Genomic DNA, 20537 nt, shown 5'->3' on the forward strand with positions numbered 1-20537 from the left:
CTTGTTTCTCGTGCCTTGGTCTCCAGCCCTTGTCCAGCGCATGGTTGACTTCGGGGCGGGTCCGTCATCAGGCGGCTTGATGTGCCGGGTGCTTGGGTGCCAGGCGAAGAGCCTGAAGGCGGACGAGATCGCGCAGCTCCTTTTCCCCTTGGCAGGGGGGGATGGCGTCCATCGCCGCATCTATCAGCTTTTCCAGATGTGCCATCGCGCCGCTGACGCCCAGTTCCGCGACCGTATTGGGGCGGCCGAGGATCGCATCGCGACCGACCGGCTTGTCACAATCGGCGGCCGCTGAAACCGCATCGAGAAGATCATCGGCGACCTGATAGGCCTCCCCGAGGCGAAGTCCCAAAGACCGCCAGGCCGTAGGATCGGCGCCACTTGCCAGTGCTCCCGACATGGTGGCGGCGACGAACAGGGCGCCGGTCTTGGCGAGGCGATAGCGTACCGACGGCGGGTTGGGTTCGCTTTCCCAGGCTTGGCCGGCGGCGATGCCGGTCGGGGCGCCCGCACCTTGGGCGATGGCGGTGATCAACGGTGCCAGGAGATGTGGCGAGCGGCCGGATGATCGGGCCAAAGTGTCAAATGCCAGAACGATCAGCGCGTCCCCGGCAAGCAACGCTATGGGAGTGCCGAAAGCCGCATGAACCGATGCTTGGCCACGCCTGATCGAGGCATCGTCGAAGCAGGGAAGATCGTCATGGACCAATGACGCGCAATGCAGGAGCTCGATAGCCGTTGCCGTACCATCGACGAGATCGCCGTCGGCTTCGCCACAGGCGGAGGCCACGGCCAAAGTCAGGCGCGGTCTTACCCTGGCGCCGCCAGGAAACACCGCATGATGGATGGCCGCCGCAAGTTTCGGCGGAGCGGTTTCATCGGTGGTCCGTTGCACAGCCCGTTGGAGGGCGTTCTCGATACGCTCGCCTGCTTCCAAGATGCGCCTCCCGGTCAAGTTGTAAAAATAACATGTCATAAATTACTGTCTAATTAAATTGACACATGCTAACACGGAGGAGGCTTCCGTCAATCGTCTTTCGATGGGGATGGGCTATGCGGGATGGCAATGTTGTTGTGGTCGGCGCCGGCATCGGGGGTTTGGCCTGTGCCATAGATCTTGCCTATCAGGGGATCGGGGTCTGCGTCGTCGAGAGAGGCAAAGCCGTCGGTGGCAAAATGCGTGAGTGCCATATCGCCGGTCGGGCGATCGATTCCGGTCCCACCGTCTTTACGATGCGCTGGGTGTTCGATGATCTCTTCCAGTCGGTGGAGGCCGACCTCGACCACTATGTGACATTGGTGCCGCTGGAGATTTTGGCGCGGCATGCCTGGAGCGCCGAGGAACGGCTCGATCTGTTTGCCGATTTGGGGTGTGCCGCCGAGGCGATCGGGCGGTTTTCCGGATCGGTTGATGCCGCCCATTTTTTGTCTTTTTGCGTCGAGGCCAGGGCAATTTATCGGACGCTGAAGGGGCCGTTTCTCACGGAGTCCCGTCCTGGCCCGGTGATGTTGGCACGTCGGATCGGATTGCACAGGTTGTCGCAGCTTTGCGGAATCAGGCCGTTCGAGACCCTGTGGCAGGCGCTCTCCAAACAGTTTCGTGATCCGCGTCTGCGGCAATTGTTTGGACGCTACGCCACCTACAATGGTTCCTCGCCTTTTGCCGCGCCGGCAACCTTGATGCTGATCGCTCACGTCGAGCGGGAAGGCGTGTGGCAGGTGGCCGGAGGGATGCAGCGGTTGGCCGAAGCCCTTGAAAGGCTGGCCATCTCTTTGGGCGTGGTCTTCCGGTTTGACCAGGAGGCGGCGGGCATCGTCGTGGAAGGCGGGCGTGCCAGAGGCGTCACGCTGATATCCGGCGAGAGGATCGACGCCGATGCCGTTGTCGTCAACGGCGATAGCGCCGCCCTTGCCGCGGGATGCTTCGGCAATGACGTGCGAACGGCGGTTCCGCCGATCGCCGGCAAGGACCGGTCCCTATCGGCCGTCACCTGGGCGCGGGTGGCCAGGGCCGAAGGTTTTCCCTTGCTACGGCACAATGTTTTTTTCTCGAAAGACTATGCGGGCGAGTTTGCCGACCTGTTCGACCGGCGGCGATTGCCTGCGGATCCGACGGTCTATATCTGTGCGCAGGACCGCACCGATGGAGATGATCCGAGACAGCCGGACGAGGACCGCCTGTTGCTTTTGGTGAATGCCCCGCCGACAGGCGATGGAGAGTCTTTTGACGCTGTGGAGATCGACCGATGCGAGAGACGCGTTTCCCGTCTGCTGGAACGTTGCGGCCTGTCCCTGAGCGACGGCCCGAAAGCGGCCGTGATCACCACGCCACGGGACTTTCATCGCCTGTTTCCGGGGACCGGGGGGGCTCTCTACGGGCGTGCCTCCCACGGGTGGAAGGCATCGTTTCAGAGACCGACGTCGCAGACGGCCATTCCAGGCCTCTATCTGGCCGGGGGCAGCACGCATCCTGGCGCCGGACTTCCGATGGCGGCCTTGTCGGGGCGGTTGGCGGCGTGGCGGCTGATTTCGGACCGGCTTTCGATACGGAGGTACCATCCGGCGGCTATCTTTGGTGGTATCTCGATGGCCTGAGCGACGACCACCGCTTCGCGATCACGCTGATCGCCTTCGTCGGCAGCAGTTTTTCGCCCTATTATGCGTGGGCCGGGCGCCGCGATCCCTTGAACCATTGTTGCATCAATGTCGCCCTTTACGGGCAATCCGCCGGCCGATGGGCGATGACGGAACGCGCTCGCGACGCGGTGGAGCGAACGCCGGCCAGTCTGCGGATCGGGCCCAGCGTTCTCGTTTGGCGCGACGGCGCCCTGGCCATCGGCGTTGACGAACTGGCCTTTCCGGTGCCCAGACGGATTCGCGGCACGATTAGAATGTCTCCGAAGGCTTTGCCCGCGACCTGTTTTCGCTTTGACGGAGGGGGCGGGCATGTCTGGCAACCCATCGCGCCCAGAGCCCGTATCGAGGTTGATCTGCTTTATCCGAAATTGCGTTGGAGTGGAGACGCCTATTTCGATGCGAATTGCGGACAGGAACCCCTGGAGGACGGGTTTCGCCATTGGTCCTGGGCGCGCGCGCATCGTGGCGGAGACAGCGTCATTCTCTACGACGCCCGACGTCGTGATGGAGGCGGGGCCAGCCTGGCGCTTCGCTTCGCGTCCAGCGGCGCCATCGAAGGTCTGCCGCCACTGCCGATGGCGACCTTGTCCGATACCGCTTGGCGTCTCGGCCGGACCATGCGGGCCGACAGTGGAAGCGAGGTTCTTCTGCGATCGACGCTTGAAGACACCCCTTTTTACGCCCGCAGTCTTCTGGAGGCCTCGCTCTACGGCGAATCGGCCCTGGCTTTCCACGAATGCCTGTCCCTGGACCGCTTTCGCTCGAACATGGTCCGTGCCATGCTGCCGTTCCGGATGCCGCGCGCCGGCCGGTTGTTTCGCTGATCGTCGCCGCCGATTGATCCCTGTGTCAGCGCGCGCGCGCCTCCAGGGAGGCGAACAATTCGGCGACCCAGATGATGCGACGTGACACATGGCCAAGCGGTGGTTCCGCAGGCGCGGGCGGTCGCCTCGCAATCGCCTCGACCAGATAGGCGGCTTCGGCAAGGCAGGGCATGACGATGTCCTTTCGCCGCGTCGCCGCCGCATCCATCATCGCGCGTCCCATGAGCCGCAGTTTTTCCGCGCCCGAAACGCGCGCCCGGCCGGAAACCGAATCGCCTCCCCGGCGCAGGATCTTCATGCCGATTTCGCGGTAGATGTGGCTGGCGGCGAAAATGGCCGGGCGACAGGCCGCCGGAAGATGGGTGATGCCCTTGTTGGCATCCTCGTAAAGGGCTTCGGCGGTCTGCAGCAGGCGTACGACCGCATCCCTTATCGCCGGCGCCGGGACCGGGTGGGCCAGCCAGTCCTCGGGGTCGAGGCCGTCGGCCTTGAGCCAGGAACGGGGTAGATAGAGGCGGCCGGCGCGGGCGTCTTCGCCAACGTCGCGGGCGACGTTGGTCAATTGCATCGCGATGCCGAGATCGCAGGCCCGGCTGACCGCTCTGGCGTCATCAACCCCCATCAGGACGCTCATCATCGCGCCGACCGAGCCTGCCACCCGCGCGGAATAGCTGTACAGGTCGGCCAGTGTCTCGCATCTGACGCCCGCGACATCCCAGGCCAAACCATCGATCAAGGCTTCCGGTAGCGCGCGTGGCAGGCCATAGCGGGCGATGACGTCGGCAAAGGCGCGATCGACGGCGCCGCTGGCGGGGCGGCCGGCGTAAGCGTGGTCGAGACGCTCCCTTAACTGGCGGATCGAGGCCTGCGAACCGCCGTCGACATCCACCATGTCGTCCGAAAGCCGGCAAAATGCATAAAGCGCGTAGGCCGCCTCGCGCACGGGGAGCGGCAACAGCAGCGAGGCGGTGAAAAAGGATCGCGAACCCGTCCGGATAAGACGTCGGCAGAAGGCCCGGTCGCTTCGGTTGGCGAAGCGACCGTCAGCGCAACGCGTGGGCGGGGGGGATGAGGGTGTCAAGGACGCGCGCGGACGACAGGACACCGGGGACGCCGGCGCCGGGATGGGTTCCCGCACCGACCAGATAGAGTCCTTGGACATCTTCGCTCCTGTTGTGCGGACGGAACCAAGCGCTTTGAGTGAGCCGGGGCTCCAATCCGAACGCCGCGCCCTTGGCGGACAGCAGACGATTTTGGAAGTCCAGCGGGGTAAACATCCGGGAGGTGATGATCTCGTCTTCAAGGCCGGGCAGCAGTGTTTCGGAAAGCCGCGTCTCGATGGCCCGCCGATAAGGCTCGGCACCGGTTGTCCAATCGGTATTGCCGTCCAAATGGGGCACCGGCGAAAGCACATAGAAGGTGTCGCATCCGGGAGGGGCCAGCGTCGGGTCGGAGGCGGTCGGATGGTGAAGATAAAGGCTGAAATCCGGCGCCAGGATCTTTCGCTTGAAGATATCGCGGGTCAGTTCCCGATAGCGGGGGCCGAGCATGATCGTATGGTGCGCGACATCCCGGTATTTTCGCTTGGTACCGAAATACCAGACGAACAGGCTCATGGAGTAGTGCGACCGGGCCAGTTTTCGGTCGGTCCATCGCCGTCTTTTGGTGCCGGCCAGAAGCGTCTGATAGGTCCAGGCGGCATCCGCATCGGAGACGACGATGTCGGAGGTGAGCACCTCGCCCGAGGTGAGGCGGACACCGGTCGCCTTGCCATCGGTCACCAGAATCTCTTTGACGTCGCTGCCACAACGCAAGGCACCGCCCTGTCCTTCGATCAGTTTGACCATTCCTTGCACAAGCTTGCCGGTGCCGCCGACGGCGAAATGGACCCCCATATGCCGTTCCAGATAAGAAATCAGGCAATAGATCGATGGCGTGGAAAACGGATCTCCGCCGACGAAAAGCGGATGGAAGCTGAGCGCGAAGCGCAGATGCGGATGGCGGACATATTTTGCCACGGTGGAATGGACGCTGCGAAGCCCTCCCAGCTTGACGAGACTTGGAACGACGCGTGCCATGTCGGCAAGCGAGCCGAAGGGCACGCCGGAAAGCTCTTCGAAACCGATCCGAAAGACGTCGCGGCTGTGATGCATGAACCGTTCGTAGCCGTCCACGTCATCCGGCGAGATCCGCGCGATCTCCCGCGTCATGGCATCGGCATCGGCCAAACAGTCGAGATGCCCGCCATCGTCGAACAAGATCCGGTAGAACATGTCGAGCGGACACAATTCCACATCGTCGGATAATCGGCGTCCGCACAGTTGCCAAAGTTCCTCAAACAGGAATGGGGCGGTGACGATGGTCGGTCCGGCGTCGAAGACAAAACCGTCCTGCCGGAAAACGCCGGCGCGACCACCGGGTTGATCGAGCCGCTCCAGGACCGTGGTGCGGTACCCTCGCGCACCAAGGCGAATGGCCGCCGCAAGTCCGCCGAATCCGCTGCCGATCACGACAGCATGCCGCGTGACGTTTTTCATCACATGCCGAGGTTTGCGTGTGTAAACATAATTGGACATTTAAAAGTGTCAGAATGTTATATGCAAGCTTTTATGATGATCTCAGCCAGGGAGGGCGGGGCTTCCTCATGGGCCAGATGGCCGAGTTTCGGCACGACAATCACCGTCGACGAGGTCTTGAGCGACTTTATCTCCCTGGCGACCCTTGCCGGGACGGCGTGATCATTTTCGGAGGCAACCAGAGTCAGCGGAACGCGCAACCGTGGCAAATCGAACAGCAGGGGGCGGAGATCCCAGTTGGCCATCTGACTGAGCGCGGCCTCGACATGGCGGGTGGTGCGCCACAGTCGGGCATAGAAATCCAGTCCCCGCGCATCGAGTGTCGATCCCGTCTGGTCGATAATATGTGCCACGGTGTCCGGATTGGAGGCTCGCCAGGCCATGAGGGTGGCGGCAAGCGGATTGACGAACAGAAGGCGGGCCAGGGCTGGAAACAAGACGCCTCCCAAGCCGGAAAACGGCATCAGCGCCCCGTTCAGGCTCACTAACGCGTGCGGGTTGATCGTTTCGTCAATAGCCATCCGGATGGCTATGGCCGCACCGGCAGAATGGCCGACCACGGCGTCCGGCTTGGTGCCGAGCCGCGTCAGCAATGCCGTGACGGCTGCCGCCATCCGTGGCATTGACAGTGGCCGGTGCGCATAAAGATCGGTGAAGCCATGTCCCGGCAGATCCGGCGCGATGACGGTGAAATGCCGGCTCAGCAGCGGGGCCAGGTCACGCCAGGAATGGGTTGCCGCGCCGGTGCCATGGAGCAGCAGAAGGCAGGGACCTTGCCCCAGGATCTGGACGTGCCATGTGAGGCCGTCGGCCTTGACAAAGGTGCTGGCTGTTCGGTTGGGCCAATCGCGCCCTTCGATGTCCCAAACGGGTTTGGACCTCATCGGATGCGGATGGGGCCGGAATCCCGGGTGGCCGCCGTGGCGGCGATCGCCACATCACGGACCATCGAGGCCTCGACATAAGGCAGGCCGATATAACGCGCCTGCATCGCGCCGGCCAGTCGCCGAGCTTCTTCGCGTGGCCGAGGCGCCGTGTCGACGAATACCGCGGCGAGTCGGGCCTCCTTCAGGCGTCGTGCGGCCGCCAGGGCATCGTCCATGGCGTGTGGCCGCCGGGCTTGTCCGTCTCGGCCGATGTTGGCATGCCCGTCAGTCAGCAGAACGATCAGAGGGGCATGTCCCTTCGCACGTTCCGCCATGGCCGTCAAAACGGCCGTCTCGATACCGGCGGCGAGCGGCGTTCCGCCACCGCCCGGCAGTTTCGCCAGGAGCGATTTGGCTCTGGACAGCGAGCGTGTCGGCGGCAGGAGGAGGTCGGCTCTCTTGCCGCGAAACGCCACCAGGGCGACGGAGGTGCGGGTGATATAGGCTTCGGCGAGAAGAAGCTCGACGGCGCCCTTGGTTTCCGCCAAGCGGTGGAAGGCGGTCGAGCCGGACGCATCGACGCAGAAGACGATTGTCGATTGCCGCCGATGCGCAAATTTTTTGATGCGGAAATCTTCGCTGCGGATTGCGAGGTGGCTGGGGACAAGACCTGCCGCCCGGGCTTCCGCGCGGCGCATCGGCTGCCAGGGGGCCGCGGCACGGAGGGTTTCCACCAACGCCAGACGGGATCCGGATCGCGGGGCGCCATGGCGCACGCCGGCCGGCCGGCCCCGGCACATCGATAGCTGGGGGGATCCGGCCCCAAAGCTGCGGCTGGCCGGCTGACGTTCGGCGGCTCCGGACCGCATTTTGTCCAGGAGATCTTCGGGCAGCGCGGCTTTCGCCGCGGCCAGCAGGATATCCTCGAGATCGGGCATTTCCGGCTGTGGCGTGTCGGGGGCGGGGCAATCGTCATCCGTGGAGGGGGGCGGGGGATCCCGCCGCTGCCCGTTGTCGTCCTGTTGCGGCTCCCGCGTCCCGTCATTTTCTTCATTTTCCATCGGCACCGTTTGCGCACGGGGGCCGAGGACCAGGCGTACCGCCAGTGCGGCATCCTCGCGGTCGATCGTGTCACGGCCGGCCAGAGCCGCCGCCGCCCGCGCAGCCCGCAGCGCCAGCAAGGGCAGGACGACCGATCCCAGTCCCAGCGCATCCGCCGTTGCGACCAGGCCGTCGATGACCCTATCCGGTGCCGTTGCCGCCAATCGCTTCCGGGCGATGGTTGTTCTGATGGGGTCGACGGGGGGGCAGGCGAGGTCCCGCAGGCCCAGGCCGCGAAGATCGACGAGGAAAGCCAAGCGTTCACCCAATGCCGGCGGCAGTCGCTCGTCCGGCGAAACGCTTTCGTCGAAGGCGACCACGCCGATGCTGCTCGGCACCCGACGGGCGATCCCTTCCCGTTCGATCACCAGTTCCCGCTGGTCGAGAACCATCGCCACCCGTGCGGCCACGCCGGAGGGCAGCCGTTCGGCCATGGGGATCACCACGATCCCTCCGTCCGCCTCCGCGAGAATGCCTTTTTGCAGGACCGGCCGGCCACTGGCCAAAGTGGCCGGCAGATCGACGGCGCCGATCAACCGGTCATCTTCGATCCCCGCCGGCAAACGTCTGACCGCGGCGTCCGGCGGCAGGGCGCCGCAAAGATGGGCAAACCATAAATCGCGAACCGGTCCCGCTCCGGCCATCACCGCCAGCCCCTGTAGTCCGGCGGGATCTACGGCAAAAAGCGACGCTGCCGCCAGCGCATCGTTCCACCGGGCTTGCGCCTCCGGTGTCATGGGCTCAAAACCTCGGCGATTGCTCGTTCGATGCGCGCGCTCGATCCCGATTCGTCGAGTGGATCGCGCCGCAAGCGGTGCCGCAGGGCCATCGGTGCGACTCGTCGGATATGGTCGGGGCCAACGCGGGGATCTTCGGCCAGGGCCGCGGCGGCGCGGGCGGCCCGCATCAAGGTGAGTTCCCCGCGCAATCCGTCGGCGTCGGTGGCCATGCATAAGCGCGACATCGTCTCCAGGGAGGCATCGCCCACCTCGATGGAATCGAGGCGCCCGCGCGAGGCGACAATCAAGTCGCGGATCTCGGCATTCTTTTCGGACCAATGGACCGTGAAGGCTTCCGGATCGCGCGCGAAGGCATCGCAGCGGCGGAGAATTTCGACGCGGTCGGCGAGATTGGTCGGTGTCTTGACCTCGACCGACAGGCCAAACCGATCGAGCAGTTGCGGTCGCAGTTCGCCCTCTTCCGGATTTCCGCTGCCCACGAGCACGAACCCTGCCGGATGCTTCACGCTCAAGCCTTCGCGTTCGACGATGTTTTCGCCCGACGCCGCGACATCAAGCAGCAGATCGACCAGGTGGTCTTCCAGCAGATTGACCTCGTCGATGTAGAGAAAGCCTCTGTGCGCGCGGGCCAGGAGGCCGGGTTCGAAGCTTTTTTCGCCGCGGGTCAGCGCACGTTCGAGATCCAGTGCCCCGACTACGCGGTCTTCGGTCGCTCCGAGCGGAAGGTCGACGACGGGAACAGGAACTGTATCTATTTCATGACAGTTTATTCTGTCATCAACGTTACACACTTGACTGCATGGATCCGAGACGTTTGACGGGGGGTAATTGAATCGGCACCCCGCGACGATCTGCATCGGAGGCAACAGCGCGGCCAGCGAGCGTACCGCGGTGGACTTACCGGTCCCACGGTCGCCGAAAACCATCACGCCACCGATATTGCGATCGATTGAAACGAGCAAAATCGCCAGTTTCATATCATCTTGGCCGACGATGGCGGCAAATGGAAAAGGTATCTTCATGCTTGGCATATTGCCTCCAAAGAGGAGAATTGCGCAAGCCCGTAACGAACTTTGACGTGTGATCAACACTCTCCTCAAGGTTTGTTCAGCCAAGGTGGGGAGAGGGAGCTTCACGCCGATGTGCAATTTTATTAGACATCCTAATAATTGGACACTAGCGTAGTGAACAGGTCCATTGGTGTGGCAGGAGATGGTCCATTGCGTATCCTTCTCATTCATCCAAACTACCATTCCGGTGGTGCCGAGATCGCGGGCAACTGGCCGCCGGCTTGGGCCGCCTATTTGGCGGGGTCGTTGAAAGCGGCTGGTTTTTCCGACGTCCTATTTATCGACGCGATGACCAACGATCTTTCGGACGAGGCGATTGCAGAAATCCTGGCCCGTGAATCGCCGGATGTGGTCGGCGTGACGGCCATCACTCCGTCGATCTACAAGGCTGAGCGGCTGCTCCAACTGGCCAAGCGCCAGCATCCGCAAGCGGTCACCCTGCTGGGGGGCGTTCACGCCACTTTCATGTATCAGCAGGTGTTGACCGAGGCACCCTGGATCGATGCCATCGTGCGTGGCGAGGGCGAAGATATCCTCATTGATGTGATCCGGGCGATCGATGAGGGGCGTTGGCCGAAGGACCGGCGAGACATCAAGGGAATCGCCTATATTGATACGGGAAGCGCCAGGATCGTCGCGACCGAGGCGGCTCCGACCATCAAGGATGTCGACTCGATCACCCCCGATTGGGGGATTCTGGAGTGGGAGAAATACAATTACATCCCGCTCAATCGCCGTGTGGCCATTCCCAACATGGCGCGGGGATGCCCGTTCACCTGCTCGTTCTGCTCGCAGTGGAAGTTCTGGCGTGACTATCGGATCCGCGATCCCAAAAAAGTGGTCGACGAAATCCAGACTTTGTTTGAACGCTACGACGTCAGGTTTTTCATTTTGGCCGATGAGGAGCCGACGATCAATCGCAAGAAATTCATCCAGTTTTGCCAGGAGTTGATCGACCGCGGATTGCCTGACAAGGTGCAGTGGGGCATTAACACACGGGTCACCGATATCCTGCGCGACGAGGAGTTGCTGCTTTTTTATCGTAAAGCCGGCTTGATCCATGTGTCGCTGGGAACGGAAGCGGCGGCGCAGTTGCAACTCGACCGCTTCAACAAGGAAACAAAGGTCGCCGACAACAAGAGGGCAATTCAGTTGCTGCGCGAGGCCGGCATCGTCGTCGAGGCGCAATTCATTGTCGGTCTTGAGAATGAGACCGCTGAGACTCTGGAAGAGACCTACCAGATGGCGGTTGACTGGAAACCGGATCTTGCCAACTGGTCGATGTATACTCCCTGGCCATTTAGTAACCTGTTTCAGGAAATCCGTAAGAAAGTCGAGATTTTCGACTTTGAGAAATATAATTTTGTCACGCCGATCATCCGACCGGAGGCCATGGATCGAGGAGAACTTCTCGATCGCGTGATGAGTAATTATCGTCGTTTCTATATTAAAAAGGCGCTGTTTTCCTATCCCTGGTCGGGGACTGGTCAGCGGCGGCGTTATCTTCTGGGATGTCTTTGGGCGTTCCTCAAAGCCGGATTCGAGCGAAAATTCTATAATCTCGGCAAGGTGGGCTATTGGGGACCGCAGACCAAGAAAAGCGTCGATTTCCATTTCGACGGGGGGCGAACCATGGATGCCGTCAATATGACGGATTGGGAGGCCAACGCCGATCGTTCCAGAAAGAGTTCGACAGCCTCGCAGGCGATGGCGATCAAAGCCTGTGGTGGCGGTACCGAGCAGATGGTGGACGACGGTGTCGATGCGGTTCGTTGATCGGTCCGTCGCCCGTGTCACCCCGGTTGCGCCGGCATCGGTCGGCCCCAATGCCGTTACGCAAGTCATCGCGGCTTTGCAGGAAGCCGGCCTGCAGGAGTGCACGTCGCTGATTTTCACGGATGCCGGCGTTGGTGATTGGCTGGTCCGGCGTCCCGTCGATATGGTCGACGAACGTGGCGTGGCCGGACTTCACCATGCCGTGCGGACCGTCCTGCCGCCCGGCCAGGCGATCGCGGTGATGGCCGACGCCGGCCGGCGGACGGCAAATTACCTGCTGGCCAAGCGAATTCCCCGGCCGGTGCAGACTCTCTTCAAAATACTTCCCTCGGCATTGGCCTCGCGCGCCATGATGGGCGCCATCCGTCGGCATGCCTGGACATTTGCCGGATCGGGACATTTTGACGGACGGGCCGGGACCCCGATGGTTTTCGAGATCATCGGCAATCCCCTCTGTTCCCGCGACAGATCGCCGACGCCCGTTTGCACATGGCATGCGGCTGTTTTCCAGCGTTTGTTTTCCGTTCTGGTTTCAAGCTCCACCCGGGTCGAGGAGACGGCCTGCGAGGCTTGCGGCGATGCCTGTTGCCGCTTCGAGTTGTCGCTGGATTGAGGGCGTTTTGCCCAGTGGCGGTTGATGTTGGTCTTGATGATACGGTGCAAGCCGGACGACCCGCCGCATGACCGGAGAAAAAATGATCGCATCTCCCATATTCACCACGAAGTCCGCAGCGCGTCTGCTGGGCCTGTTTGCTCTCTGCCTGATGGTGGGGGCCATCGCCGGCGCCGTCACCGTGCCCGAGGTCCGGGGGTGGTATCACACGATCGCCAAACCGGACTTCACCCCACCCGACAGCGTCTTCGGCCCGGTATGGAGTACGCTCTATCCGATGATGGCTCTGGCCGCCTGGTTGGCATGGCGGCGTGATTTCTTCTCCTGGTCAAGCCGATCTCTCCGGCTCTTTCTTCTTCAGTTGGGGTTGAATTTTCTCTGGAGCTTTCTCTTTTTCACGTTCCACTGGCTGGCGGCCGCCTCGGTGGAAGTCCTTTTTCTTTGGTTGGCGATCCTGATCACGACCCGCCGTTTTCTGAAACAGGACCTGTGGGCCGGGCTATTGATGGTGCCCTATCTGTTGTGGGTTGGTGTGGCGGCTGTGTTGACCTGGACCATCTGGTCGTTGAATGCCTGAACCCGCTATCGGGCATCCGCGCGCGGAGGGGAGGGGGCAGAATGCTCGACTCTGTTTTCGATTTTTTCTCGGCGCTGGGCTTCGCGGTCATCGCGATCTTCGGTATCAACGTGGGAACCGACGAGCCGGCCTATGAGGTTGTCGAGCGTATCGGCGACGGCATCGAGATCCGCTGCTATCCACCGAGAAACGCCGCCGAAACGACCGTCGATGCGAGCAAGTCCGATAATCCGTCGGGCGAGGCGTTCCGAATCCTCGCAGGCTATATTTTCGGCGGAAACAAAGTGCGGCGGAAAATCGCGATGACGGCTCCCGTTGAGATCGACAGGCCGGGAGAGAAAATCGCGATGACGGCACCCGTGGAGATGACTGTCTCCAGCGGAGTGATGACCATGCGCTTTTTCATGCCGTCGCATCATGCTCTGGGAGACCTTCCCGAACCCGACGATCCCCGGGTCAAATTGATGGTGATCCCTGCAACGACCGTCGCTGTCATTACGTTTTCGGGATTATCTGATAAGATAAATCAGCCTGAGGAGTCACAGCTTAGGATTGCGCTGCGTGATACCCAGTGGATCATGACGGGGCCGGCCACCGCCTATTACTACAACCCGCCCTGGACATTGCCGTTCCTCAGGACGAACGAGGTTGTGATTCCGGTGAGGCGATAATGTTGCGGTTCCAGCGGATAGTCTCGTCACCTTCCGCTGGAGCGACAAGACAATTCAATAAGCGATTCACCCCAACGCTCGGGACCCTCTTGCGCCGGTCTTCAATCACGTGACTGAGAGGCCCATCCGTTCCCCCTTTCCGCAGCATCGCATCAAAGATGCCGTGGTTTGCCTGGTTCTGTTCGTGGTGTCGTTTCCGGCCTGGGGCCAATGTCCGGAGCCGCCGGCCGTGGCGCGCAATCCAACCGTCCGTCTCGATGTGATCGAACCGAAACTGGTCTATCGCCATGACGTCGATCTCTACGGTCTGGGGCGGATCCGCAATACCTTTGAAAAAGCGCCGGCGGGTTGGATCATGCTGGGGGTGACCATCACCAGCGACCAATTGTCGATGGAGGTGCGGCCGGTGGTATTGCGCCAGGCGGGCGGGAGCGCTTGCGTCTGGGTGACGGAGGTCGCGGCCCGTATCGGCGATCCCGAGCTCGACGTTTATGTCGCCGCCAATTACCCGGAGGGCACTTGCGAATATGACGTGGTCCGTGAACACGAGAACCAGCATGTCGAGATCAACCGGGGTGTGGTTCACGCCTGGGCGCCGCGCATCGGCGCCGAATTGCGTCATGTCGTCGCTCAATCCTTTCCGGTGAGCGTCGCCGGTTCGGCCGATGTCAGGCAGCTTCCGAGAATGCTGATGGACCGTCTGCGGCCGCTGCTCGACGGAATGCGGGCCGAAATGCGCCAGAAAAACGGGGCATTGGACACGCCGGAGAACTACCGGCGCACCGCGGCGCGCTGCAAGAACTGGTTTCCCGACGGTACGCGGTTGCCTGATCGGTAAGGGCCCGTTACACGATAGCCGCACCGACCTGGTGGTCGCGGGCCCCAAGCCCGAGCGGCGTCTGAGCCAGAGTTTCCGCGGATGCGGAAACTCAACACTGATGACTCTAACTACCCGAGGCCCGCGAGCGACGCCTATTTGTCCGGGAGTCTTAGACGGAGAAAGACGAACCGCAGCCGCAAGTGGAGGTGGCGTTGGGGTTCTTGACCGTGAAGGCGCTGCCGACAAGATCCTCGACGAAGTCGATGGTGGAGCCGGCGAGCAGGTCGAGGGAGACCGTGTCGATGACCAGGGTGACGCCGTGATAGTCGAATTTCTGGTCGTCTTCCGTGGTCTTGTCATCGAGGGAGAAACCGTAGGAAAAGCCCGAACAGCCGCCGCCCGAGACGGAAAGGCGCAGCATCAGTTCCGGATTGCCTTCCAGTTCGCGAAGTTTCTTGACGCGGCGCGCCGCGTTTTCGGTCAACAGGACTTGGCGTTCGAGAACTGTGGCTTCCATGGTGAACTCCCGGCAAATGATCCCGGCCGGTGAAATTGGGATCCGTGACCATATCTGGTAGAAAGCGAGGCGATTGTCAAACCCCCGCGACACGACGCGGTTTTAAAAAACCTGACGATCCTTATGCTTCGGGAACCCGCCTGAAACGGCTTATCGGTTGAACCGCAGGGCGGCAGCGGTTAGTGTCCGGTGCCATGTCGACCAGCCGCACCCTTGCGCCCTTCGCCTGCCGCCCGGATCAAAGTCGGGGGCGGCGCTATGCCGAAGCCTCGAGCGAAACCCGTTCGCCTTTTCAGCGCGACCGCGATCGGATCATCCATTCCGAAGCTTTCCGCAAGATGAAATACAAGACGCAGGTCTTCGTTTATCACGAGGGGGATAATTTCCGGACGCGTCTGACCCACAGCCTCGAAGTCGCGCAGATCGCCCGCTCGATCTCGCGCGTTCTCGGCCTGGACGAGGATCTGGCCGAGGCTTTGGCGCTGGCCCATGATCTCGGTCATACGCCCTTCGGTCACGCCGGCGAGGACGCGCTTCAGGAGATGACGGCGGCGGTGGGCGGGTTCGACCACAACGCGCAATCCTTGCGGATCGTCACCAAGCTGGAACGGCGCTATTACAAATTCGAAGGCCTCAATCTGTCCTGGGAGACCCTGGAGGGGCTGGTCAAGCACAATGGTCCGCTGACCGGTTTTCCGGGGGCGAGGCCGCTGCCGCTGGCCATCGCCAGCTATGCCACCAAGGAGGATCTGGAGCTCGACAGCTTCGCCAGCGCCGAGGCGCAGGTCGCCTCCCTGGCCGATGACATCGCCTACAATAATCATGACATCGACGACGGGCTGCGGGCCGGTTTGTTCAAGATCTCCGATATGGCCGAGGTGCCGCTGGTCGGTCCGGTCTTCGCCGCGGTCAAGACCGAGTTCCCCGACATCGATCCTTCGCTGCATATTCATGAGGCGATTCGCCGGTTGATCGGCCTGATGGTCTCCGACCTGATCGAGGAGACCAGGCGACGGATCGCCCGGTTCGCGCCGGCCGATTGCGACGCCGTTCGCCATCTGGGCCAGCCGCTCGTCGCTTTTTCGCCGGTCATGCGGCAGAATGACGCGGCGCTGAAAGCTTTCCTGTTCCAGCACATGTACCGCCATTACAAGGTCAACCGGATGGCCAGCAAGGCGCGTCGTGTGGTGAAGGATCTTTATGGGCTGCTCGTCGAGGAGCCCGAATGCCTGCCGCCCGAGTGGCAGAATTGTTGCGACGGCAAGGGGGGACAGGCGACGGCTCGGGCGGTGGCCGACTATATCGCCGGCATGACCGACCGCAACGCCCTTGATGAACACCGTAGTCTGTTCGATTTGCAAGAGAAGCCATGAATCTGTTCAAGACCTTTCGTGATGATATCGTCGCCGCGCTGGTTTGGCTGGCCGACCAGGGCAAGCTGCCCGCCGGGCTCGATTATTCCAAGGTGACCGCCGAGCCGCCCCGCGAGGCGGCGCACGGCGATGTTTCGACCAATGCCGGCATGGTGCTGGCCAAGCCTGCCGGGATGAAACCGCGCGATATCGCCGAAATGCTGGCCGTCGAGCTGAGGAGCCTGCCGTCGGTGGTCGGGACGGAGGTTGCCGGCCCCGGTTTCCTCAACCTTCGTCTGGCCGATGATTTCTGGTATGCCCAATTGTCCGATCTTTTGCGTTCGGGCACGGCCTACGGTGATTCCGACCTCGGGCGCGGGGTGAAGATCAACGTCGAATATGTTTCGGCCAATCCGACGGGTCCCATGCATATCGGCCATGCCCGCGGCGCCGTGTTCGGCGATGCCTTGGCCGGCCTTCTCGAAAAGGCCGGCTTCGACGTGACGCGGGAGTATTACGTCAACGATGCCGGTTCGCAGGTCGACGTGCTGGCCCGCTCGACCCATCTGCGGTACCGCGAAGCCCTGGGCGAGACCATCGGCGCCATTCCCGAGGGCCTCTATCCGGGCGACTATCTGGTTCCCGTCGGCCAGGCCATCGCCGAGCGCGACGGCGCCAAATGGCGCGATCTGGCCGAAACCGAATGGCTGCCCGAGTTCCGCCGGCTGGCGATCGAGGCCATGATGGATCTGATCCGGGGCGATCTGGCAGCCCTGGGCGTCCGGCATGCGGTGTTCACCTCCGAACGCGGCCTGGTCGAGGGGGGCAAGGTCGAGGCCGCCCTCCAGTTCCTGTCCGACCGCGACCTGATCTATCAAGGAGTGCTGGAGCCGCCGAAGGGCAAGACGCCCGACGACTGGGAACCCCGGCCGCAGACCCTGTTCCGCGCCACGCGGTTCGGCGACGATGTCGATCGTCCCTTGAAGAAATCGGACGGGAGCGGGACCTATTTCGCCTCCGACATCGCCTATCACCTGGATAAATACCGTCGCGGATTCCCCCAGATGATCGACGTCTGGGGCGCCGATCACGGCGGCTATGTCAAGCGCATGCAGGCCGCCGTCAAGGCGGTGACCGAGGGGGGCGGCACGCTCGACGTCAAGCTTTGCCAGATGGTCAATCTGTTGAAGGACGGCGAGCCCTACAAGATGAGCAAGCGGGCCGGGACCTTCGTGACCTTGCGCGATGTCGTCGACGAGGTGGGCAAGGGCGTGGTGCGTTTCATCATGCTGACCCGCAAGAACGACGCCCAGCTCGATTTCGATCTGGTCAAGGTTCTGGAACAGTCGCGCGACAATCCGGTTTTCTATGTGCAATACGCCCATGCCCGGGCCCATTCGGTGTTGCGTCATGGCATCGAGATGTTCCCGGACGCCGATCTTTCGCCCGCTGCCCTGGCCGATGCGCCGTTCGGCCGGCTGTCCGATCCGGCGGAACTGGCCCTGATCCGTCTGATGGGCGGCTGGCCCCGGTTGATCGAAAATGCCGCCGAGGCGCATGAGCCGCATCGGATCGCCTTTTATCTCTATGAGGTGGCGGCGGCCTTCCATGGACTGTGGAACAAGGGAAAGGATGACGCTACCCTGCGTTTCCTGCTGGCAGAGGACCGGGAATTGTCCATCGCCCGTTTGGCTTTGGTTCGCGCCGTCGCACTGCTGATCGCGTCTGGTTTGGCGGTGTTCGGCGTGGAACCGGTTGAGGAGATGAGGTAGATGCCGTTGCGTGACGAACGGGACTCCTTCGATCGGGAGATTCTCGACATCATTCCGGAACGCTATGATTCCGATCCGGACAGCCATTACGCCCGCAAAGGGGCGCATACGCGGCTGATCCTGACGGTCGCCCTGGGATTGCTGGCTTTCGCCGCGCTCGGCGTGGCGGCCCGCCATATCTTCTTCGGCGAGGCGCCGAAGGCGCAAAGCGCGGGAGTGCCGGTCATCAAGGCCGACGATCACCCGATCAAGACCAAGCCCGAGGACCGTGGGGGCATGGACGTCCCCAATCAGGATAAGCTGGTCTACGAGCGCATGGGCCAGCAGAGCGACGCCGTGCCGCAGACCGAACGCCTGCTCCCGCCGCCCGAACAGCCGCAGGAACCCCCGGCGCAGCCCCGCAAGCCGTCGATCAAGCCGGCTTTCCCGGCGCCGCCGGTGAAGGATGGGGCCGGCAAGGATGCCGCCCCGGCCAATCCCGCCGCCGGCGAGGAAACCGCGCAGTTGCCGCAGGTGGCGTTGCCGCTCGTCCAGCCGCCGGCCCTGTCGCCGGCCAAGCCGACCACGCCGCCCGCCAAGGCGGCTGCCGGAAAGACGGCCGCCAAGGCTCCGGCGCCGGCCAAGAATTCCTCCGCCACGCCCGCATCCGCGGCCGCTCCGGCTCCCGCCGCCCCGGCCAAGACCGCCACCGGCGGCGGCTGGCTGGTCCAATTGGGGGCCTTGAAAACCGAAGCCGAGGCCAGAAATGAATGGTCGCGCGTGAAGGGTGCCAACAAAGACGTCCTGGGTGATTACGGCAGCGATATCGTCCGCGTCGATCTGGGCGAGAAGGGCATCTTCTGGCGGTTGCGTGCCGGGCCGATGGACGAAGGTCAAGCCCGCAGCATTTGCGCCAGTCTCGCCAAGCGTTCCCAAGGGTGCATCATTGCCAGAAAATAATACGCCTTCAGCCGTCATCTATGGATGTTCCGGTCTGACCTTGACCGACGAGGAAAAGCACTTCTTCGCCGATGTCGATCCCTTCGGTTTCATTCTGTTCGGCCGTAATGTCGATACCCCCCTGCAGGTCGCGGCGCTGGTCGATGAGCTGCGCAATTGCGTCGGCCGCCGTGCCCCCGTCCTGATCGATCAGGAAGGGGGGCGGGTGCAGCGTCTGAAGGCGCCGCACTGGAAGCCCCGGCCGCCGATGGAGGTGTTCGGGCGGATGGCCGAACGGGACCTGCCGCTGGCGCGTCGTGCCGCCTGGCTGGATGCCCGCATCATGGCCGACGAGCTGTTCGAACTGGGCATCGATGTCGATTGCGCTCCCCTGCTGGATCTCAAGATGGATGGCGCCAACGACATTATCGGTGACCGCTCCTTCGGTGGCGATCCGGCCCTGGTCGCCGATCTTGGCCGCGCGGTGATGGAGGGGCTCCTCGACGGAACGGTGATGCCGGTGGTCAAGCATCTGCCCGGGCACGGCCGCGCCACGGTCGACAGTCACCAGGACCTGCCGGTGGTGGATACCGACCTGAAGACCCTTGAACGGTGGGATTTCGCCCCTTTCCGCAGCCTGCGCGACGCGCCTTGGGCGATGACCGCCCATGTGGTCTACGAGGCGATCGACCCGCACCGTCCGGCGACCATCTCGAAACGCGTCATCGAACAGGCGATTCGCGGCGCCATCGGCTGCGAGGGGGTTCTCCTGTCCGACGATCTTTCGATGAAGGCGCTGAAGGGAAGCTTCGCCGAACGGGCCCAGGACAGCCTGGACGCCGGTTGCGACATCGTTCTGCATTGCAACGGCGAGATGGCCGAAATGCAGGCGGTGGCCTTGGCCCTGCGACCGCTGTCCGACGAGGCGCAGATCCGTCTGGCCCGCGCCGACTCGATGTTGCGCAACCGCCCATTGCCGCCGGCGGCCGAGACCATGCTGGAGACCTGGCTGTCCGAGGGGCTCGGATGATGGTGCCGCCGGAACTGGCCGAAGCGGTTCAACGTTTCTCCGTCTGGGTCATTCCGCTGGTCCTGTCGATCACCCTGCATGAGGCGGCGCACGGCTTGGCGGCCTGGCGGCTGGGCGACGATACCGCCTGGCGCATGGGGCGGGTTTCGGCCAATCCCATCCGGCATATCGATATTTTCGGAACGCTGGTATTGCCCGGCATCCTGCTGCTGACCGGGGGCGGCATGCTGTTCGGCTGGGCCAAGCCGGTTCCGGTGAACTTCGGACGGCTGAAACCGTTGCGGCTCGGCATGATCCTGGTCGCCCTGGCCGGTCCGGGGACCAATCTGGTCCTCGCGGTGCTGTCGATGCTGCTTCTGTACGCCACCCCTTATCTGCCCTCGATGTTCGAGGTCTGGGCCGAGGCCAATCTCACCAATTCGGTGATGATCAATCTGGTGCTCGCCGTCTTCAACATGCTTCCGCTGCCGCCGCTCGATGGGGGACGGGTCCTGGTCGGCATCCTGCCGCGTCCCCTGGCGATCCGGCTGGCCGGGGTGGAGCGCTATACCTTCATCCTGCTGCTGGTCGGACTGTTTCTGCTGCCGATGATCGGCATCAATGTCTTCTTCTGGCTGGTGGAAATTCCCGTCGAATTCATGCTGCAGATCCTCTACCGCGTTTTGGGGTGAGGTTCG

19 protein-coding genes are annotated in these 20537 nt (G+C 62.8%); 12 read left to right on the forward strand and 7 right to left on the reverse strand.

What is annotated here, in order from left to right:
* Positions 1 to 67: 67 nt before the first annotated feature.
* Positions 68 to 937, reverse strand: coding sequence for a polyprenyl synthetase family protein (locus CWS72_RS15430; protein ID WP_101251569.1), 870 nt, complete (start codon positions 935 to 937; stop codon positions 68 to 70).
* Positions 938 to 1053: 116 nt separating this feature from the next.
* On the opposite strand from CWS72_RS15430, the gene crtD reads away from it, so the two are divergent.
* Both crtD and CWS72_RS15440 read left to right on the forward strand, forming a co-directional pair.
* The gene (crtD, locus tag CWS72_RS15435) at positions 1054 to 2595 is read left to right on the forward strand and encodes a 1-hydroxycarotenoid 3,4-desaturase CrtD (RefSeq protein WP_101251515.1); all 1542 of its coding nucleotides are present in this window, start codon (positions 1054 to 1056) and stop codon (positions 2593 to 2595) included.
* Positions 2517 to 3461: a hypothetical protein gene (locus tag CWS72_RS15440; protein ID WP_101251570.1), complete on the forward strand. Its 945-nt coding sequence runs from the start codon at positions 2517 to 2519 to the stop codon at positions 3459 to 3461. Before crtD ends, CWS72_RS15440 begins: the two co-directional genes overlap by 79 nt.
* A gap of 25 nt (positions 3462 to 3486) precedes the next feature.
* Here CWS72_RS15440 and CWS72_RS15445 read toward each other — a convergent pair whose 3' ends face one another.
* The 5 genes from CWS72_RS15445 to bchI are packed head-to-tail and all read right to left on the reverse strand — an operon-like array spanning position 3487 to position 9766.
* Positions 3487 to 4623 carry a phytoene/squalene synthase family protein gene (locus CWS72_RS15445; protein WP_101251516.1) on the reverse strand — a complete coding sequence of 379 codons (1137 nt, stop codon included), beginning with the start codon at positions 4621 to 4623 and terminating at the stop codon, positions 3487 to 3489.
* Complete coding sequence (locus CWS72_RS15450; protein WP_199175707.1) at positions 4505 to 5998, reverse strand: phytoene desaturase; 1494 nt, start codon at positions 5996 to 5998, stop codon at positions 4505 to 4507. Before CWS72_RS15450 ends, CWS72_RS15445 begins: the two co-directional genes overlap by 119 nt.
* 56 nt (positions 5999 to 6054) lie before the next feature.
* Entirely contained in the window at positions 6055 to 6921 is an 867-nt protein-coding gene (gene bchO, locus CWS72_RS15455) for an alpha/beta fold hydrolase BchO (protein WP_101251518.1), read from the reverse strand.
* Positions 6918 to 8741 (reverse strand): magnesium chelatase subunit D, encoded by a 1824-nt coding sequence (locus tag CWS72_RS15460; protein ID WP_101251519.1) that lies wholly within the window; start codon positions 8739 to 8741, stop codon positions 6918 to 6920. Before CWS72_RS15460 ends, bchO begins: the two co-directional genes overlap by 4 nt.
* Positions 8738 to 9766 carry a magnesium chelatase ATPase subunit I gene (bchI, locus tag CWS72_RS15465; protein WP_101251520.1) on the reverse strand — a complete coding sequence of 343 codons (1029 nt, stop codon included), beginning with the start codon at positions 9764 to 9766 and terminating at the stop codon, positions 8738 to 8740. Before bchI ends, CWS72_RS15460 begins: the two co-directional genes overlap by 4 nt.
* Before the next feature lie 198 nt (positions 9767 to 9964).
* Between bchI and bchE the strand changes: the two genes are divergently transcribed.
* The 5 genes from bchE to CWS72_RS15490 all read left to right on the forward strand — a co-directional run bounded on the left by bchE (position 9965) and on the right by CWS72_RS15490 (position 14289).
* The gene (gene bchE / locus CWS72_RS15470; protein WP_101251521.1) at positions 9965 to 11590 is read left to right on the forward strand and encodes a magnesium-protoporphyrin IX monomethyl ester anaerobic oxidative cyclase; all 1626 of its coding nucleotides are present in this window, start codon (positions 9965 to 9967) and stop codon (positions 11588 to 11590) included.
* Positions 11577 to 12203: a bacteriochlorophyll 4-vinyl reductase gene (gene bchJ / locus CWS72_RS15475; RefSeq protein WP_101251522.1), complete on the forward strand. Its 627-nt coding sequence runs from the start codon at positions 11577 to 11579 to the stop codon at positions 12201 to 12203. The genes bchE and bchJ overlap by 14 nt, the downstream gene beginning before the upstream one ends.
* An 82-nt stretch (positions 12204 to 12285) precedes the next feature.
* Positions 12286 to 12780, forward strand: coding sequence for a TspO/MBR family protein (locus CWS72_RS15480; RefSeq protein WP_101251571.1), 495 nt, complete (start codon positions 12286 to 12288; stop codon positions 12778 to 12780).
* Positions 12781 to 12821: 41 nt separating this feature from the next.
* A complete protein-coding gene (locus CWS72_RS15485) occupies positions 12822 to 13451 on the forward strand; it encodes an SOUL family heme-binding protein (RefSeq protein WP_101251523.1) in 630 nt (209 codons plus the stop codon).
* A gap of 109 nt (positions 13452 to 13560) precedes the next feature.
* Complete coding sequence (locus CWS72_RS15490) at positions 13561 to 14289, forward strand: hypothetical protein (RefSeq protein ID WP_146002770.1); 729 nt, start codon at positions 13561 to 13563, stop codon at positions 14287 to 14289.
* Between the two features lie 151 nt (positions 14290 to 14440).
* Here the strand turns inward: CWS72_RS15490 and erpA are convergent, their stop codons facing one another.
* A complete protein-coding gene (gene erpA / locus CWS72_RS15495) occupies positions 14441 to 14788 on the reverse strand; it encodes an iron-sulfur cluster insertion protein ErpA (RefSeq protein WP_101251525.1) in 348 nt (115 codons plus the stop codon).
* A gap of 194 nt (positions 14789 to 14982) precedes the next feature.
* Here erpA and CWS72_RS15500 point away from each other — a divergent pair, with 194 nt between their 5' ends.
* Genes CWS72_RS15500 through CWS72_RS15520 form a run of 5 tightly spaced genes read left to right on the forward strand, consistent with a single transcriptional unit; the run spans position 14983 to position 20531 of the window.
* Complete coding sequence (locus CWS72_RS15500) at positions 14983 to 16161, forward strand: deoxyguanosinetriphosphate triphosphohydrolase (RefSeq protein WP_101251526.1); 1179 nt, start codon at positions 14983 to 14985, stop codon at positions 16159 to 16161.
* On the forward strand, positions 16158 to 17912 hold the full coding sequence (gene argS, locus CWS72_RS15505; RefSeq protein WP_101251527.1) for an arginine--tRNA ligase: 1755 nt from the start codon (positions 16158 to 16160) through the stop codon (positions 17910 to 17912). The genes CWS72_RS15500 and argS overlap by 4 nt, the downstream gene beginning before the upstream one ends.
* Positions 17913 to 18851, forward strand: coding sequence for an SPOR domain-containing protein (locus CWS72_RS15510; protein WP_101251528.1), 939 nt, complete (start codon positions 17913 to 17915; stop codon positions 18849 to 18851).
* The gene (nagZ, locus tag CWS72_RS15515; RefSeq protein WP_101251529.1) at positions 18838 to 19860 is read left to right on the forward strand and encodes a beta-N-acetylhexosaminidase; all 1023 of its coding nucleotides are present in this window, start codon (positions 18838 to 18840) and stop codon (positions 19858 to 19860) included. The genes CWS72_RS15510 and nagZ overlap by 14 nt, the downstream gene beginning before the upstream one ends.
* Complete coding sequence (locus CWS72_RS15520; RefSeq protein ID WP_241911746.1) at positions 19857 to 20531, forward strand: site-2 protease family protein; 675 nt, start codon at positions 19857 to 19859, stop codon at positions 20529 to 20531. Before nagZ ends, CWS72_RS15520 begins: the two co-directional genes overlap by 4 nt.
* Positions 20532 to 20537: the final 6 nt, after the last annotated feature.

This window comes from Telmatospirillum siberiense (assembly GCF_002845745.1).
Lineage (GTDB): Bacteria > Pseudomonadota > Alphaproteobacteria > Rhodospirillales > Magnetospirillaceae > Telmatospirillum > Telmatospirillum siberiense.

Coding starts and splice junctions, on each gene's coding strand:
- CWS72_RS15510 (WP_101251528.1), top strand. CDS start 17,913: ATGCCGTTGCGTGACGAACGGGACTCCTTCGATCGGGAGATTCTCGAC.
- CWS72_RS15485 (WP_101251523.1), top strand. CDS start 12,822: ATGCTCGACTCTGTTTTCGATTTTTTCTCGGCGCTGGGCTTCGCGGTC.
- bchI (WP_101251520.1), bottom strand. CDS start 9,766: ATGAAGATACCTTTTCCATTTGCCGCCATCGTCGGCCAAGATGATATG.
- bchJ (WP_101251522.1), top strand. CDS start 11,577: ATGCGGTTCGTTGATCGGTCCGTCGCCCGTGTCACCCCGGTTGCGCCG.
- argS (WP_101251527.1), top strand. CDS start 16,158: ATGAATCTGTTCAAGACCTTTCGTGATGATATCGTCGCCGCGCTGGTT.
- CWS72_RS15450 (WP_199175707.1), bottom strand. CDS start 5,998: ATGAAAAACGTCACGCGGCATGCTGTCGTGATCGGCAGCGGATTCGGC.
- erpA (WP_101251525.1), bottom strand. CDS start 14,788: ATGGAAGCCACAGTTCTCGAACGCCAAGTCCTGTTGACCGAAAACGCG.
- CWS72_RS15460 (WP_101251519.1), bottom strand. CDS start 8,741: ATGACACCGGAGGCGCAAGCCCGGTGGAACGATGCGCTGGCGGCAGCG.
- CWS72_RS15520 (WP_241911746.1), top strand. CDS start 19,857: ATGATGGTGCCGCCGGAACTGGCCGAAGCGGTTCAACGTTTCTCCGTC.
- bchO (WP_101251518.1), bottom strand. CDS start 6,921: ATGAGGTCCAAACCCGTTTGGGACATCGAAGGGCGCGATTGGCCCAAC.
- CWS72_RS15500 (WP_101251526.1), top strand. CDS start 14,983: ATGTCGACCAGCCGCACCCTTGCGCCCTTCGCCTGCCGCCCGGATCAA.
- CWS72_RS15480 (WP_101251571.1), top strand. CDS start 12,286: ATGATCGCATCTCCCATATTCACCACGAAGTCCGCAGCGCGTCTGCTG.
- CWS72_RS15445 (WP_101251516.1), bottom strand. CDS start 4,623: ATGTCCAAGGACTCTATCTGGTCGGTGCGGGAACCCATCCCGGCGCCG.
- crtD (WP_101251515.1), top strand. CDS start 1,054: ATGCGGGATGGCAATGTTGTTGTGGTCGGCGCCGGCATCGGGGGTTTG.